This is a genomic window from Altererythrobacter ishigakiensis (genome assembly GCF_001663155.1).
Classification (GTDB): domain Bacteria; phylum Pseudomonadota; class Alphaproteobacteria; order Sphingomonadales; family Sphingomonadaceae; genus Erythrobacter; species Erythrobacter ishigakiensis.
Window position 1 is genome coordinate 247,368 of the sequence record NZ_CP015963.1, and the last position, 16,794, is coordinate 264,161.

The following is a 16,794-nucleotide window of genomic DNA, read 5'->3' on the forward strand; positions in this document are numbered from 1 at the left end:
TTTGAGACAGGGCAAAGCGCCGCATCTTCAGCGGACTTAAGGCTCGGAAATAAAGAGATAATAGTTTTTCACAGGGCGAGCTATCTTGAGCGCCAGGCGCGGTACTTTTTGGCCCGTCGCGCCGCACGCCATTGATCAGCAACAAGAGCAATTGTCGCTGAACCGCCGTCGCCTGGCGCCTTGCCCTTTGCCATTTTCTCAAGCTGCTGCTTGGTCAGCGCCATAGTGGCGAGGCCATTGAGAGTCGCGCTTTTGAATCCGGCCTGGGGAAGCGAAACTTCTGCGTTTGTACCTTCACGCCAATGCTTTGGCAGATTCGGATCGCTGGCCAGCGCACGCGCAATTCCCAGCAATTGCACCCCAAAACCCGCTTCATCTTTCGCCAGCGCTGCTTCAGCAACTTCCATCTTCGTGATGCCGCCGGTCACCATGATCGGCATATCGGCAACCTTCGCGATCTGACGGGCGAAATCGATAAAGTAAGTTTCCCGCTCTCCAGTTGAGCCTTCCTGCGGATTTCCTTGCATGGCAGGGCTTTCATAGCTGCCGCCGGAAAGCTCGACGAAATCCAGCCCGTGACCATTGAGCCATTCAACCACCTGGCGTGCGTCTTCGAACTCAAAGCCGCCGCGTTGGAAGTCCGCCGAATTGAGCTTCAGGCCCACGCCGAAGCTGAGCTTCACACGCTGGCGCACCGCTTCGACAATCCGCAGCAAGAAGCGCGCGCGGTTTTCAAGGCTACCGCCCCACTCGTCATCGCGCTTGTTGGTCAGCGGCGACAAGAATTGACTGATCAGATAGCCGTGAGCGCCGTGGATTTGCACGCCGTCAAAGCCAGCCTCCTCCGCCATCTCCGCCGTATCAGCAAAGCGCGTGATGATTGCTTCGATTTCGTCTACTTCCAACCGGCGGACCGGTGCGAAGAGCGAGGAAAATTTGCCAAGATTGAGCTCCACACCCGAAGGCGACACTGCGGTTTCGCCCAGGCTCTTGTACAGCTGGCGACCGGGATGGCTGATCTGCAGCCAAAATTGCCCACCATAGGATTGGCCGATCTCCGCCCATTCCTTGAACGGCGCCAAATCAGTACCCTTTTGCAGCACAACACCGCCCGGGCCAGTCAGCGCAGACGGATCGACCATGACATTGCCTGACAGCAGCATGCCCGCGCCACCAGCCGCCCACTGACGGTAAAGCGCCAACAGCTTCTCACTCGGATATTGCCCCGGCTGTACCGCCATGTTCTCCTCCATCGCCGCCTTGCAGATGCGGTTTGGGAGCGTGCTGCCGTTGGGCAGCGTTAATGGCTGAAACAATGGGCTCTTGGTCATGTGGCTTAATCCCCCGATAGCTGAAAGGGCGCTATCACTTCTGGGCGTACGCGCACAAGCCGCTGGGTTTGCCGATCAAGCATCGCCCATGTGGTGCGGGCAGACACGATGACCTTGCCTGTTTCGTTTCTGAAGTCGACCCGACGGTCAGACTTGGCGCCCTTGGCTGCGCCATCGATCCAGGTTTCACCCGTCACGCTTTCGCCAGCAGCGATATTGCCGCGATAATCAATCTCGTGCCGGATCACGACCCAGAAGTATTTCGCATTGTCTTCCGATCTCGCTGCAGTATCCCAATGGGCCGTCGCGATATCCTGAACCCAGCCAACCCAAACCGTGTTGTTGACATGCCCGAGCTCATCAATGTGCTCGGGCAATGCCGTGAATGTTCGAGTGAAAAGAGAGGTCAATCGGCCCCCTCAATGTCCGTCAGGCCCATCTGCCACAGGATAAAGGCGAATTCTTCCGCCACTTCATAGACCGAGTTCCAGCGACCTGATTTGCCGCCGTGCCCTGCGCCCATATTGGTTTTCAGCAGTAGCTCGTTGTCATCGGTTTTTAGGTCACGCAGCTTGGCAACCCATTTGGCCGGCTCCCAATAGGTGACGCGCGGATCGTTAAGGCCAGCTGTCACGAGGAGTGGCGGGTAGTCCTGTGCCGTCACCTGATCATACGGCGAATAGCTGAGAATGTAGGCAAAGGCTTCCTTGCTCTCGATAGGGTTGCCCCATTCCTGCCATTCCCCTGGGGTCAGCGGCAGGCTTTCATCAAGCATCGTGTTGAGCACATCGACGAAGGGTACATGGCTGACAACTGCGCCATATTGCTTGGGATCTTGATTGATGGCTGCGCCCATCAGTTCACCGCCGGCAGAACCGCCTGACGCCGTGACCTTGCCTTCGCTGGTATAGCCCAGCTCAATCAACCCGCGCCCCGCATCAACGAAATCGTTGAAGGTGTTGCGGCGCTCAAACATCTTGCCTTGCAGATACCAGCGACGACCCAGATCATCCCCGCCACGAATATGCGCGATGGCATAGGCAAAACCGCGATCAACCAGGCTGAGGCGTGTGGTCGAGAAGCCCGGCGGAACGGCATAGCCGTAGGAGCCGTATGCATAGAGATGCAGCGGGCCGCCCATCTCTCTGTCTTTGCGCATCACAATGCTGACGGGGACCTTGGTGCCATCCCGCGCAGTGATTTCGACCCGCTCGGTCGTATAGAGTGAGGCGTCATAACCGCTCGGGATTTCCTGTTGCTTCAACAGCTCAAGCTCGCCCGATGCGAGATGATAGTCGTAAACCGAATCCGGCGTAACCATGCTTTCGTAGGCAAGCCGCAGCTTGCTGACATCATATTCGGGATTGTTCGAAAGGCCGGTGTTGTAGCTGGCCTCTGGGAAATCGATCGACTTTATGTCGGAAGCATCGGCGTAACTGCGGATCTGGATCTGGTCCAAACCCTTCAACCGCCCTTCGGTGACATAGAAATCCTTGAACAGTTCAAATCCGGTCAGATAGAATTCGTCTGATCCGGCGATCACGGTTTCCCATTCGCCGGGGTTTTCCAGCGAAGCCTTGGCGAGGCGGAAATTGATGTGATCGTCGTTGGTCCAGATGAAAATTTCACCGTCGCGCACATCGACCGAATATTCGACACCTTTCTGGCGCGGTTTGATCAGGATCTGCTCACCGGTCGGGTTATCCGCGCGCACCAGCCGCACTTCGCTGGTCTCATTGTCGCCTGCACCAATGATCAGCCAGTCGTCCTGCGCACTGAGGCCGGACCCTACGCTGAAAGTGATGTCTTCTTCCTTGTAGATAATGACATCGTCTTCAACAGGCTTACCAATCGTATGCAGTCGCACATTGTCGACCCGCCAATTTTCGTTGGTCTTCCCGTATGCGATCATGGTGTCGCCCGCGAGCCAGATCAGCCCGGTACGCGTTTCGGGAATCTCGTCGGATAGCATCTCACCGGTCTGCAGATCCTTGATCCGCGCGGTATAGCGCTCGGCCCCGCTCGTGTCGGTTGAATAGGCCATAAAGCGGCCATTGTCGCTGATCGAAAGCGCACCGAGGCGGAAGTATTCATGACCTTCCGCCAACTCATTTTCATCCAGAATCATCTCTACATCACCGCCCGCGGCCGGACGACGATAGTGCTTGCGATACTGCGCACCTTCTTCGAATTCGGACCAATAGACCCAGTCGCCATCCTTTTGCGGAACGGTGCTGTCATCTTCCTTGATCCGCGCCTTCATCTCTTCGAACAAGGTATCCGTCAGCGCCTTCTGCGGTGCCATGCGTGCTTCGAACCAGGCATTCTCCGCTTTGACGTAATCAAGCACGTCCTCATCATCTATCGTCGGATAGGACTGGTCTTTGAGCCAGTGATAGGGATCGGAAATCGTGATTCCGTGATGCGTGTAAGTATGCTCGCGCTTTTCTGCGATTGGCGGCGCGGCGGGTGCCTCGCTGGTCACTATGTCTTTGTCCTCTTGATTGGCGGCATGGGCGGCGGCGATCGGCATCGCCATAAGGCAGGCCGCGATCGCACTCGACGCGATGCGTGTGAAACTCATGGGATTTGCATCCTTCCTTGCGACCCCGGCGCGGGTGGAAACATGCGCCAGGTAAGACTATGTGATGAGTCGTTTAGAGATTAGCGCGCATGCCGCAAGCATGAAGCGAACAACACGCAGGATCGATTATATGTTGATGCAAACCCACGAAGCGCGACTGGACGCACTCAGGCAGGAATTGAAGCGCCGCGAAATCGACGGATTCATCATACCCATTTCGGATGAGCATATGAGCGAATACGTCGGCGCCTATGCCCAGCGGCTCGAATGGCTGACCGGCTTCGGCGGCAGCGCGGGTAGCGCAGCTGTACTGCTGGAGACCGCAGCGATATTTGTGGACGGTCGCTACACTGTGCAAGTGCGTGAGCAAGTGGATGAAAAACTGTTCGAATATCGCTCCGTTCCGAAGGATACGATCGGCGGATGGATCGCTGCCAATGCCAGTGAAGGTGCGCGCATCGGCTATGACGCATGGCTGCATAGCCACGCATGGGTGAAAACAGTCGAGAAGCAAATGGCGAAGATCGGGGCAACGCTCGTTCCGGTTGACGGCAACCCCCTAGATGCTGTGTGGCAGGATCAGCCGGAGCCCTCGGACGCTGTGGCGATAATTCAGGATGACGAGCACGCCGGGCGTTCTTCAGCTGAGAAACGGGCCGAGATTGCCGATTGGCTCAAGGCCGAGGGGCATGATGCAGCGGTTGTATCCGCGCTTGATTCGGTGGCATGGTTGCTCAACATCCGCGGATCCGACATTGCGCATACACCGGTCGCACTAAGTTATGTCATCGCGCATGCGGACGGCACCGCAGAATTATTCATCGGCGAGGAGAAAGTGACTCCAGAGCTGACGCAGCATCTGGGCAATGCCGTCACAATCCGCGAGCGCGGCACTTTTGCTGACGCGCTGGGTCAGATGGCGGGCAAAAAAGTTGCGGTTGATCCGAACTATGGCGTGGCGGGGATTGCGCAGGCGCTGGAGGCAGGTGGCGCGACCGTCAGTTTCGACCGCGATCCCACCATCTTGCCGCGCGCGATCAAGAACGCGGTCGAGCAGCAAGGGCATCGAGATGCGCAGGCACGCGATGGTGTCGCTGTCAGCCGATTCCTGCGCTGGATCGAGGAAACTGCGCCATCTGGCGAAGTGGATGAGCTGGCTGCGGCCGCCAAATTGCTCGAATTCCGCTGCGAACTGGGCAACCTAAGAGATATCAGCTTCGACACGATTTCTGCCGCGGCAGGTCACGCAGCGCTGCCGCACTACAAAGTCGATGAAGACAGCAATATTCCAATTCCGCCCAGCTCTATCTTCCTGTGCGACTCGGGTGGTCAATATCCGGCGGGCACAACCGATATCACGCGCACCGTCTGGGTTGGACCCGGTGAGCCGACTGCTGAAATGAAGGACCGTTTCACCCGTGTACTCAAGGGCCACATCCAGATTGATCGCGCTATCTTCCCCCAAGGGACCTGCGGCGGTCAGCTGGATGCTTTTGCGCGGCAGTATCTGTGGGAGGCAGGTGTCGATTATGCACACGGCACTGGGCACGGCGTGGGCAGCTTCCTTTCAGTCCATGAAGGGCCGCAGCGTATCGCCAAACTTGGTGGTGGTCAGCCCGGAGCGGATGAGGAACTGTTCGAAGGCATGATCCTCTCCAATGAGCCCGGATATTACAAGGCAGGCGAATTCGGCATTCGTATAGAGAACCTGATCCTGACAGTACGGCAGGACATCGAAGGTGCAGAGGGCGACTATCTTGGTTTCGAATGCCTGACCTTTGTGCCGATCGACCGTGCACTGGTTGAGAAGTCCCTCCTGACCGCTGACGAGATCACGTGGTGGAATCATTATCACGCCAAGGTGTGGGACATTCTCAGCCCGCAGATGGAAGGCGAAGATCTGGCATGGCTTGAAAGGCATTGTGCTAAGCTTTGAGCTTGTAGCACACCGTATGTTCCCTTAATGTTCTCACGCTACAAGTCGCGACAGACGCGACTACACTGGGAGAGACATGATGATCGGATATGTAACGCTTGGCACGAACGATCTGCCACGTGCGGCCAAATTCTATGACGCGATTGCAGCAGAAATGGGCGTCGGAAGAATGATGGACTTCGATACGTTTATCGCGTGGGGTGCGTGGGATGGAGGCGCAGGTATTGCCGCTACCAAACCGTTCGACGGCAAGGAAGCCACAGTCGGGAACGGTACGATGGTGGCGATTGAAGCCAAGGACAAAGAACAGGTCCACCGGCTTTATGACATTGCCATGGCGCATGGCGGCAGCGATGAAGGCGCGCCCGGACCTCGCGGTGAACCCGATGAAAATGGCAAGGTCTTCTACGCAAGCTATTTCCGTGATCCGGACGGTAACAAGCTCAACGCATTCTTGATGGCGGACGCGTGATCCGGATTGCGGTCAGCTGAACGCACGGCGTCGCGCGATACAAACTGCGACAAATCTTGCGCTGAATGACAAAATCCTGCGACAAGCACTCGCTAGGATTCAGATACGAACTGCACAGGATCGGCGGGCGAACGTGACGACCCCCTACCCCAAGCTTGCCGGTCGGCTCCTGCGCAGTTCATCTGAATCACTCGCAGGAGAATTGCAGAATGCGTAAACTCACAAACACTCTCGCCGCCAGCGCACTAGCCTTGAGCACCGCCAGCATCGCATTGGCCGACGATCACCACGGCAAGCGCGGGCCCGATGCTAATGGAGACGGCGAGATCTCTCTCGAAGAAGCGCAAGCTCATAGCGCGAAGATGTTCGCGCGCGCGGATGCCGATGGAAACGGACAGATCGACGAAGCTGATCGTGCGGTTCGGCAGGCTGAACGCTTTGCCAGAATGGATGCGGATGGCGACGGAGAGGTCTCGCAGGCAGAGATGCAGGCTGCCCGTGAAGCACGCCGCGCCGAGCGCAAAGAACGCAAGGGCGAGCGTGCAGAGCGCATGTTTGCCCGCGCGGATAAAGATGGCAGCGGCGGCTTGAAAGAAGCCGAAATGCGCGCCGCCCGTGAAGCAAGGCGCGCACGTATGAAAGAACGCCGGGACCATGAAGGACGCCAAGGACGTCGAGGACCAGCACGCGCCATGGCTATGTTGCGTCGGGCAGACACAAATGGCGACAAGATTGTGACACGCGCCGAATTCGACACAGCAGTCGAGGCCCGCTTTAATCGGATGGATTCCGATGGATCCGGCGTTATTACCGCCGAAGAGCGAAAGGCGGCGCGTGAAGCTCACAAGGGAAAACGAGAAAAGCGCGGCGCACGCTGATAGCAATAATTGACTGGCATACGGTTGAGCCCAAGCGAATGCTACGGCAAGAGTGACGCAATATGTCTGAGCAAGCAGCGCCAAAAAAAATCCTGCTGGTCGATGATGAACCGACTTTGCGCGAGCCCCTGGCCGATTACCTGACCGGTCAGGGGTTTGACGTCATCGACGTAGAAAGCGCCGCTCTCGCCCGTAGCTATCTCATGCGCGAACATGCCGATCTGGTCCTGCTCGATATCATGATGCCGGGCGAAGACGGCCTGTCTCTAACGCGACATCTGGTTGAGAATGGCGACACCCCCATCATCCTCTTGACCGCGCAAAGCGAAGCCATGGATAGGATCCTTGGGCTTGAGATGGGTGCGGACGACTATGTCACCAAGCCTTTTGAGCCACGCGAGCTGGTTGCACGCATCCGCAGTGTCTTGCGTCGCGCCACAAAGAACGCAGACATGAGCGACGCCGAAGAAGATTGGCAATACGTGTTTGAAGGCTGGAAGCTCGATCCACTAAAGCGTCGCCTGACTGATCCCGCAGGGGTTCTGGTTCCTGTCTCTACCGCCGAATTCCGTATGTTGCGCGCCTTTCTCGATCGCCCTCGCATTGTGCTCGACCGCGACCAATTGCTCGATATGGTTCAAGGCCGTGAAGCACATCTGTTTGACCGCGCGGTAGACAACCAGATCAGCCGTCTGCGCGGCAAGATAGAAAGCGACCGCCGCAACCCGCAGTTGATCCTGACTGTGCGTGGCGGGGGCTACCAATTGGCAGCTGATGTGACCCGCGTACCAGCTGAGGCTAGCTGAGCATGCGTTTGTTACCCAAGAGCTTGCTCGGCCAGGTGATGCTGGTCCTCGCGCTGGGGCTGTTCATTGGCCAGGCGATATCCGGTGTCCTGCTGTTTCGTGCGGCGGAGCAGCGCCGCGATGAGATAGCAATCAACCAGATCGCGTTGCGCGTTATCAATGCCGAGGAGCGGGCGGCTGAACGACGAGCGCTGCGCAATGCTATGCAAGAAGAACGCAACAATGCTGTTTCACGCCAACCACAGCGCGCGCGCGCCAACGCATACTCCTGTTCGGAAAGTTCCCCTGTCAAGAACAGCGAAAAGCGTGTTGCTAGGTATGAAGAAGCTTTGCGCGAAACGCTTCTCGACCAAGAGATCCAGCCTCAGCAAGTTGTGGTCACAGTGCGGCGAGCAGGCGATGATCCAGCAATCGCGAACCGGCCCCGCTTACAGAAGAGGCTGGGCCCAGGCGATTGGTCGCGAAGACAGATAATCGTCGCCGGCATAGAGCGCGCTGATGGTTCCGGCTGGGACGTCGTTCGCCAACCTCTGCCAAGACGACCGGACGGAGCTGTGCGTACGATAATATTCCAGACTCTGGTAACCTTTGCCGTCCTGTTCGCCTTGCATTTCCTTGTTCTCAGGCGGATTACGCGCCCGCTCGCTGCCTTGACAACGCGCGTCAGCGATTTCTCGGAAAACCCGGACAAAGCGGTGCACCTTGAAGAGCGCGGACCGGCCGATACCCGCCGATTGATCGCCGCACACAACGCCATGGAAGCGCGGATTGCTGCCTTGCTCGACGAGAAGGACGTCATGCTTGGCGCTATCGGGCATGATCTGAAAACTCCGCTCGCCGCATTGAGAGTTCGCATCGAGTCCGTTCCTGATGAGACACAACGAGCGCGCATGGCTGACAGTATAGAGGATATCACCCGTACGCTGGATGATATTCTGGAACTTGCGCGCGTCGGCAGACCGGGCGAGCAGCTTGAGAATACGGAACTGAGTGCGCTGGTCGCTTCGGTTGCAGAGGAATATGAGGATCTGGGCAAGCCTGTCACTTTGGGAGATATCCCGCGTATTGCCTTGCCGCTTCGCTCTACTCTCCTGCGCCGCGCAATCCGCAATCTGATTGATAACGCGCTGCGATACGGCAAGGAAGCGCGCCTTAGTCTCGCAGAAGACGATGGGCATGCGATGATTGCAGTCGAAGATAATGGCCCGGGTATTCCCGCGCAGCAGATCGCCGCGATGCTGGAGCCTTTTCAGCGGGGCGAAGGCAGCCGCAATCGCGCCACGGGAGGCGCAGGTCTGGGATTGACGCTCGCGCGCGCCATTGCACTTCAGCACAATGGCCAGCTGACCCTTGCAAACCGGCCGGAAGGGGGGCTGCGCGCGGAGATCCGTTTGCCGTTTTAACGCATCAGACTGCCAAGGACATTTCGCACAAAAGCGTTGGCACCGGTGCGCACAGGGTCTGCACTCGATTTCTTACCCATCGCCGCGGCAACGCCGATTGACACAAGCGACCCGGCCGCGGCCTTGATCCCAGCTTTGCCGGCCTTCTCCCACCAGCTGGCAGTCTTTCGGCTGCGCTTGCCGACTTCCTCCTCGCCCTTCTCTTCGACTTCCTTGGCGGTTTCTGCGGCATCCAGCGCTTTTGCCGCCAGCACTTCTTCAGCGCTTTGACGGTCCACCCGCTCATCATATTTGCCTTCGACCGGAGAGATCGACTGGATGATCGCACGTTCCTTTACGGTAACCGGGCCAAGGCGAGAGCGTGGTGGCTTGATCAGCGTGCGCTGAACCACAGTAGGCGCGCCGTCTTCGTCCAATGTCGACACAAGCGCCTCACCAACCTTCAGCTCTGTAATCGCCTCAGCAACATCGAGATCGGGGTTGATACGGAACGTCTCCGCCGCGGCTTTGATCGCGCGTTGATCGCGCGGAGTGAAAGCACGCAGGGCGTGCTGCACGCGATTGCCCAACTGGCCCGCGACCTCTTCCGGTATATCGATCGGGTTTTGCGTGCAGAAATAGACGCCAACGCCTTTCGAACGGATGAGGCGGACGACTTGCTCGATCTTTTCTTCCAGCGCCTTGGGCGCGTCATCGAACAACAAGTGGGCTTCGTCGAAGAAGAACACGAGCTTGGGTTTTTCCGGATCGCCCACTTCCGGCAAGCTCTCGAACAGCTCAGCGAGCAGCCACAGCAGGAAAGTGGCATAAAGCTTCGGGCTTCGCATCAATTTGTCCGCGGCGAGCACATTGATATTCCCGCGCCCTTGCTCATCACATTTCAGGAAATCATCGATTTCCAGCGCCGGTTCACCAAAGAACATGTCCGCGCCCTGGCTTTCGAAGCTTAGCAGCTGGCGCTGGATGGCCCCCACTGATTGCTTTGAAACATTGCCGTATGTGCCGGACAGCTCCTTTGCGTTCTCTGCCGCCCACATCAGCACCGCCTGCAAATCTTCGAAGTCCAGCAGAAGCAAGCCGTTGTCATCTGCATGGCGGAAAATGATCTGCAACACGCCTTCCTGCGTGTCATTCAAATCGAGCAGACGCGAAAGCAGCAGGGGCCCCATTTCGGAAACAGTCGTGCGAATCGGATGGCCTTGCTCGCCGTAAAGATCCCAGAAAACCGCCGGATTGTCTGAATAGTCATAATCGTCCATGCCGAGTTCTTTGGCGCGGCCTTCCAGCTTGTCAGCATGCTTGAACTTAGGGGAGCCGGGCATGGAAATGCCCGACAAATCGCCCTTTACGTCCGCAACGAATACGGGGACCCCATTGGCAGAGAAGCTTTCAGCCAGTCCCTGCAAGGTCACAGTCTTACCCGTGCCGGTCGCACCAGCGATAAGCCCGTGCCGGTTCGCGCGGCTCAGATCGAGATATTGCTTCTCACCATTTGCGGCGAGCCCAATGAAAATACTGCTCATGATGTGTTCTTGCGTCCCCAACGCCTAAAGAAATTGCGCTAAACTGTCTGGCGCAGCCTAGCACAGGTGGTCAAGTGATAGACTTGTCGCCACGATTGGCTAAGGCTGCGTGAGCAATGGGACAGCCTACGCCTTTTATCTTGCTTGATGATGCTCGCCGGGAAGGCGGCGCGGCTGCGCATCTTTTCGAGAATCCGCGTCAAATATTTGTCGCAACCCGCGGGGATGAAGTCGCCAGTATTTTGCAGGATGCAGATAACGCGAGGCGGAGCAGCGGCGGGACGCTGGCTGGCTATATCGCGTATGAGGCCGGATTGGCGCTGGAGCCAAAGCTTGCCCCCTTGGTCGACACGCGCGGCGGTGCGGTTGGGCCATTGGTATGGCTCGGCCTGTTTGAAGATGAGCAAGAGATCGCCGCTGAGGATGTGCCGCAATGGCTCGCATCGCGCTCTGAAGGCTCGGGCTCGCTAGGCCCGCTTGAGCCGCAGCTGTCAACCGGGGGATATATCGAGGCTTTTGCGCGGCTGCAGGAAGCAATTCACGCCGGCGACATCTACCAGGTCAATCTGACGTATCAGCTTGATGGCGCCTATCGCGGCGATCCGGTGGCACTTTATTCCCAGCTGCGCCCTGCGGCCGAAGCGGGCTACGGCGGGCTGATCTTTGACGGTTCGCATTGGCTATTGAGCCTTTCGCCCGAGCTCTTCGTCTCGCTCAAAGGTGATGCGGCGAAGGTTAAGCCGATGAAGGGCACAAGGCCGCGCGGTGACACGGCTGAAGCCGATGAAGCGTTGGCTGACGAATTGGCCAATTCGGTCAAGGACAAGGCTGAAAACCTCATGATCGTTGACTTGATGCGCAATGATCTGAGCCGGGTGGCCGAGGCGGGCAGTGTGCGGGTGGAGGCACCATTCACTGTAGAGAGCTATCCGACCGTGCATCAAATGGTCTCGAGCGTGCACGCAAAGCTGCAATCGGGCAAAACCGCCATCGATCTGATCCGCGCGATTTTTCCCTGCGGCTCGATCACCGGTGCGCCCAAGATACGCGCGATGGAGCTGATCAACGAGGTCGAGCGCGATGCTCGCGGCCCTTATTGCGGGGCAATCGGGCGCATCAGTGCAAATGGTGATGCGGCGTTCAATGTTGCGATCCGCACGCTTCGCCTGACGCCGGAAGAGAACAATCGCGGGCGTGCGGTGATGGGCGTCGGCTCTGCGATTGTTGCTGATAGCGAAGCCATGGCAGAGCGGCGCGAATGCGAGATAAAAGCCGGTTTTGCACGCCGCCTGAGCGATTGCGATCTGATCGAAACGATGCTGTTCGACCCGGAAAGCGGGATTGATCTGCTGGAACTGCATTTGGAGCGGATCAAGGCGTCGGCTCAGGAACTGGGGTTCTCGTTTGATCGACATGCTGCGCGCAACCAGATTCAGGCGCTGTGTTTTGATCTGGAGCAGCGTAGCAAGGTGCGTCTGCTTGCTTCGCGGCGCGGGGAATTGGCGCTTGAGACTGGGCCCGTTCCTGATGCGAAGGACGATCCCATTAAGTGCATTGCACTGCCGATGCCGGTCGATCCGGGCGATTGGCGCTTGCGCCACAAGACGACAGATCGCGGCTTTTACGAAGAGGCGCTGGGCGCTGCAAAGGCCGAGGGCGCGAACGAAGCGCTGCTCGTCTGTCCCGAAGGTTTCGTGACCGAAGGTAGCTTCAACAATATCTTTGTTGAGCGCGATGGAGTACTATTTACTCCACCCGCCACTCTGGGCCTGCTGCCCGGCGTGCTGCGACGCTCGCTTTTGGAAAGCGGCAAAGCTCGCGAAGAGCAATTGACCCTAGATGACCTCGAAAACGGCTTTTTGCTCGGCAATGCTGTGCGCGGGCTGATGAAAGCTGAATTGATATGAATATCGAAATACTTTTCGAAGACGGCGAAGCGCTCGTGATCAACAAGCCAGCGGGGCTTCCGGTTGATCGCCCCAAGCGCGGCGGTCCCGCACTTTGGGACCATATCGAGCAGCTGAAGCTGGGTTTTCAACGCCCGCCGGTTGCCGTGCACCGGCTCGACACTGATACCAGCGGCTGCCTGATCCTTGCGCGCAACCCGAAGGCGCTGAAGCGTTTCAACAAGGCCTTCGAAGATCGGCTTGTTGGCAAAACCTATCTGGCAGTGATGGATTTTGAGCCATCCGAGCAATCCGGCACTATCGAGCTGAACCTTGCGAAGATCAGCTCTGCAGAAAAGGGCTGGCGCATGATTGCTGCCAAGAAAGGCAAGCCGGCCATCTCGCATTGGGAGCTGCTGCAGACGATCGGAGAGGGAGATCGCAAACGCTCGCTCATTCGTTTCCGTCCAGAGACGGGCCGCACGCACCAGTTGCGGGTCCACGCCTTGCAGGGGCTCGGCGTCCCGCTGCTGGGTGACCCGGTTTACGGACCAGTGCGCGGCCAGAACAAGGGCGCTCCGCGCACCATGCTGCACGCTGAAGCCATTCATATGACCCGTCCGGGCAAGGATCCGGTCAGCGCGTATGCTCCGTTCCCTGAGGATTTTATCCGCGCGGGGCTGACCGCGCCCGAACCACCCCCACCGCCCATCCGAATTCCTGTTTCCGACGATGGATGACGATCTGATCGCCCGCGCGCATGCTTTGGCCGAAGAGAGCTTTCTCGCCGGCAGTGGGCCGGGTGGACAGAATGCGAACAAGGTCGCGACTGAAGTTCAGTTGCGGGTCAATCTCTACAAGCTGCGCCTACCGCCGCCGGTATTTGCGCGCTTGAAAGACATGGCAGGGAGCAAGCTGACTGCGTCCGGCGATCTCCTGATCACGGCCAAACAGCATCGCACGCAAGAGGCCAATCGCACCGCTGCGCGGGGCAAGCTCGAAGAATTGCTCAAGAAAGCGCATGAACGCCCAAAGATACGCGCGAAGAGCCGCATAAACCGTGTCGGCAAGGCCCAGCGGCTCAAAGAGAAGAAAGCGCGCGGGGAAGTGAAGGCAAAAAGAGGCAAGATCAGCCGGTCCGATTGGTGAGTCATGCTTGACTTTTGCCCCAGAATCACCCAATGGCGCGCCTCTGGATGGCGGCGCTGCGCGTGCCGCCTGTATTTTTTCGGCTGAACATCAGCCTTTTTACAAGTTTTAGGATACCGTCATGGCGAAGCCAGCAACCGTCAAGATCAAGCTCGTCTCGACTGCAGACACGGGCTTCTATTACGTGACGAAGAAAAACCCACGTAACATCACAGAGAAGATGACCTTCCGTAAATATGACCCGGTTGTGCGCAAGCACGTCGAGTTCAAGGAAGCCAAGATCAAGTGATCTTGCTGAACAGTCGCAGAGCCACAGGTTCAGTGACAGTTCAACGCAGCGCGACTAGACAGCGCAGCATGAGCATCTTTGCATTTCTTTCCAAACGCCCGCTGCGCGCTGCGCTGGCGGGTGTTGTTTTGTGCGCCCTTCCTGCTTCGCTGGCGCCCACTGCCCCCGCAGTCGCACAATCCGAAGCCGGGGACCTTAACCGCGCGGTGAGCGCGCTCCGCCAGATTTCGACGTTGAAAGCCGACTTCTCGCAGACTGACCGTCTGGGACAGACCGCCAATGGCGTGCTGACGCTGAAGCGCGGCGGAAAAATCCGGTTCGATTATGGCGAAGATCAGGATCTGCTGGTCGTCTCGAACGGCCGCTCACTGTATCTGGTGGATTACGAAGTAAGCCAGGTGCAACGCTGGCCCATCCGAAATTCGCCTTTGGGTGCTCTGCTCGATCCAGAACGCGATATTTCCCGCTACGGCAAGCTGGTCCAAACCGGGAATCCTGACGTTGTCAGCATCGAGGTGCGCGATCCCAAACGTCCGGAGTTCGGTATGATTACCATGATCTTTGTCCGTGACGTGACGGCGCCGGGAGGACTGGAGCTCAATACCTGGGTGGCGCTGGATGCACAGAACAACCGTACAACTGTGCGGCTAAGGAACCATCGTTACGGCGTGACAGTCGCTGACAGCGAATTTCGCTTCCGCGATCCACGACAATCGTCTCGTCGCCCGCGCTGAACGGTTCAACTTCGCGCGGTTGTAAGAACGCGACAAGACGCAGTTCGCCATTCATTTACCTGAAAGCTGAGAAGAGGTAGTTTCCTCTTGTGAATCGGACGAAGGCGGGTTTCCCCCCTGTTGCCCAGCCTTCAATAAAGGTCCGTTTTGCCAAGCGTGACGAACGCTAACACTGAACCCTCGCGCCAATGCCCCCGGTGCGAGGGTTTTTGTTATCCGCCCTGTTTTGCGCACTCGACTCCGCGAGCGCGATTTCCTCGCGGCCTGCGGACAAGTCTGCGCCGCTGCGGGCGGCCGGTCGGCCTTGTGGTCTATCTACAGATAGCCCGATCCAGTTCTTAGATTATCACCTTGGCCTCTTAGTCATCCCATCCAAACGCGTTGACAATTATGTCATAGATCACGTTCTGCTCGATAACGCCGCGCACACGCTCTGAACCGGGGCCATGACCATAAAGCGCAACATCTTCGCCGCCATGCGTTTCGCTGCTGGTGGGGATCGCAGCCTGTTGCCGCGCCTGTACGCCGGTGTCAGGAACCGGCCGCTCCGCCATATTGGAGATAGCCCCGGGGCCGTTGTGGTATCCCAGAGTGGTGTAAGGCTTGCCATCGGTTGCCGTTGTGGCCTGAGCCAGTTCTTCAGAACCGCCTTCGGGTGGAACTACCAGGCCCAGGATGTCATTCCCGCGCCGCGGATAACCCGACATGGTGAATACATGGCTGTGATCCGCGGTGACCAGGATCAAAGTCTCCGCCGGATCGGTATTGTCGATCGCGTATTGGATCGCATTGGCAAACTCGACCGCTTCTTCGAGCGCGTAGCCCGCCTGCCCCGCATGGTGACCGTGATCAATCCGGCCCGACTCCACCATCAGGTAATAACCCTCAGGATCGCCCTTCAGCCGCCCGATCGCCTGCTGAGTCATCTCGGTGAGTGTCGGCTCGGTAGAATCTTCCGCGCGATCCACGGTGTATGTCATATGACTAGGCGAGAAGAGCCCGAATACGGGCTTGTCAGATGGTGCAGCGGAAAGCTCTGCTGACGTCGAAACGAAGCTTCCGCCTGTGCGCTGTACCCATTCGACCGGCAAGTTGGCATCTGCGTCGATACGTCGTCCGCCGAGATCTGCGCCGAAAAACGCAGCTGTGCCGCCTCCGAGGGCGACGTCGAACGTGCTGTTCACGAGCTGCGATGCAATATCATCGCAGCCTTTGCCTCGCTGATCCTCGGGAATCCACGCATCGGCCTCCCAACCGCGATCAGGTGAACGCGCATAGACACTTGCAGGGGTGGCGTGGGTAATCCGCGCGGTGGACACAATGCCCAGCGCCATCCCACGCTCGGTAACTTGCTCACCCAGGATCGGCAGCGCGTTAGCTTGTCCACTTTCGCAATCACCCGCCCTCACATCAGGGCCAACACCCAATACGCCGATTTTGGTCTTTACGCCCGTGTGCATCGCGCTCGCGGTTCCTGCGCTGTCGGGAACCTGCGCGTTGCTGTTATAAGTCTTGACCAGCGCGACATTGGCAAAATTCTCGAACGGCAGGACATATTCCTCTCCGCTTTGCCCTTGCTTTTGCCCTGCATAGATCCGCGCAGCCGTGACCGTTGAAACGCCCATTCCGTCACCGATAAACAGGATGACATTCTTTGCCTTCGGTTCTTGAGCTTCGACGGGCGCTGCTGATGCGCTGGCAATGCCTTGCTGTCCGTAACTGGCAGGCGAGCAGGCTGCGAGCGGCAAAGCGGCGGCAGCGGCAAGAATGATAGATCGGCGCAGGGTCATCGGGTTATCTCCT

General features: G+C 58.1%; 15 protein-coding genes. 10 read left to right on the forward strand and 5 right to left on the reverse strand.

The genetic code is table 11. The annotated features are described in order from the left end of the window. Positions 1-80 precede the first annotated feature (80 nt). From A6F69_RS01220 to A6F69_RS01230, 3 genes are read right to left on the reverse strand one after another with little or no spacing between them, the layout of a single operon-like run. Positions 81-1,331, reverse strand: coding sequence for an NADH:flavin oxidoreductase/NADH oxidase family protein (locus A6F69_RS01220; RefSeq protein WP_067596586.1), 1,251 nt, complete (start codon positions 1,329-1,331; stop codon positions 81-83). A gap of 5 nt (positions 1,332-1,336) precedes the next feature. Continuing rightward, positions 1,337-1,741, reverse strand: a complete 405-nt coding sequence (locus tag A6F69_RS01225) for an acyl-CoA thioesterase (protein ID WP_067596587.1) — start codon at positions 1,739-1,741, stop codon at positions 1,337-1,339. Then, positions 1,738-3,915, reverse strand: coding sequence for a S9 family peptidase (locus A6F69_RS01230; protein WP_067596588.1), 2,178 nt, complete (start codon positions 3,913-3,915; stop codon positions 1,738-1,740). The genes A6F69_RS01225 and A6F69_RS01230 overlap by 4 nt, the downstream gene beginning before the upstream one ends. A gap of 130 nt (positions 3,916-4,045) precedes the next feature. On the opposite strand from A6F69_RS01230, the gene A6F69_RS01235 reads away from it, so the two are divergent. The 5 genes from A6F69_RS01235 (at position 4,046) to A6F69_RS01255 (ending at position 9,410) form a co-directional block, all read left to right on the forward strand. Further along, complete coding sequence (locus A6F69_RS01235; RefSeq protein ID WP_067602163.1) at positions 4,046-5,851, forward strand: aminopeptidase P family protein; 1,806 nt, start codon at positions 4,046-4,048, stop codon at positions 5,849-5,851. 79 nt (positions 5,852-5,930) lie between these two features. After that, entirely contained in the window at positions 5,931-6,323 is a 393-nt protein-coding gene (locus tag A6F69_RS01240) for a VOC family protein (protein WP_067602166.1), read from the forward strand. A 209-nt stretch (positions 6,324-6,532) separates the two neighbouring features. Continuing rightward, a complete protein-coding gene (locus A6F69_RS01245; protein ID WP_067596589.1) occupies positions 6,533-7,201 on the forward strand; it encodes an EF-hand domain-containing protein in 669 nt (222 codons plus the stop codon). 62 nt (positions 7,202-7,263) lie between these two features. Beyond that, positions 7,264-8,007 (forward strand): response regulator, encoded by a 744-nt coding sequence (locus tag A6F69_RS01250; protein ID WP_067596590.1) that lies wholly within the window; start codon positions 7,264-7,266, stop codon positions 8,005-8,007. 2 nt (positions 8,008-8,009) lie between these two features. Beyond that, complete coding sequence (locus A6F69_RS01255; protein ID WP_067596591.1) at positions 8,010-9,410, forward strand: sensor histidine kinase; 1,401 nt, start codon at positions 8,010-8,012, stop codon at positions 9,408-9,410. Here the strand turns inward: A6F69_RS01255 and A6F69_RS01260 are convergent. Beyond that, positions 9,407-10,933 carry a helicase HerA-like domain-containing protein gene (locus tag A6F69_RS01260; RefSeq protein ID WP_067596592.1) on the reverse strand — a complete coding sequence of 509 codons (1,527 nt, stop codon included), beginning with the start codon at positions 10,931-10,933 and terminating at the stop codon, positions 9,407-9,409. The two genes, A6F69_RS01255 and A6F69_RS01260, sit on opposite strands and share 4 nt — an antisense overlap. A gap of 116 nt (positions 10,934-11,049) precedes the next feature. Between A6F69_RS01260 and pabB the strand changes: the two genes are divergently transcribed. From pabB to A6F69_RS01285, 5 genes are all read left to right on the forward strand, one after another. Next, positions 11,050-12,840, forward strand: coding sequence for an aminodeoxychorismate synthase component I (pabB, locus tag A6F69_RS01265; protein ID WP_067596593.1), 1,791 nt, complete (start codon positions 11,050-11,052; stop codon positions 12,838-12,840). Then, the gene (locus A6F69_RS01270; RefSeq protein ID WP_067596594.1) at positions 12,837-13,559 is read left to right on the forward strand and encodes an RluA family pseudouridine synthase; all 723 of its coding nucleotides are present in this window, start codon (positions 12,837-12,839) and stop codon (positions 13,557-13,559) included. Before pabB ends, A6F69_RS01270 begins: the two co-directional genes overlap by 4 nt. Beyond that, entirely contained in the window at positions 13,552-13,968 is a 417-nt protein-coding gene (gene arfB, locus A6F69_RS01275) for an alternative ribosome rescue aminoacyl-tRNA hydrolase ArfB (RefSeq protein WP_067596595.1), read from the forward strand. The genes A6F69_RS01270 and arfB overlap by 8 nt, the downstream gene beginning before the upstream one ends. 121 nt (positions 13,969-14,089) lie before the next feature. Next, entirely contained in the window at positions 14,090-14,257 is a 168-nt protein-coding gene (gene rpmG / locus A6F69_RS01280; protein WP_010233410.1) for a 50S ribosomal protein L33, read from the forward strand. Between the two features lie 68 nt (positions 14,258-14,325). Beyond that, positions 14,326-14,991: a LolA family protein gene (locus A6F69_RS01285; RefSeq protein WP_067602170.1), complete on the forward strand. Its 666-nt coding sequence runs from the start codon at positions 14,326-14,328 to the stop codon at positions 14,989-14,991. Between the two features lie 359 nt (positions 14,992-15,350). On the opposite strand, the gene A6F69_RS01290 is transcribed toward A6F69_RS01285, so the two are convergent. Then, positions 15,351-16,781, reverse strand: a complete 1,431-nt coding sequence (locus A6F69_RS01290) for an alkaline phosphatase (RefSeq protein WP_067596596.1) — start codon at positions 16,779-16,781, stop codon at positions 15,351-15,353. Positions 16,782-16,794 lie beyond the last annotated feature (13 nt).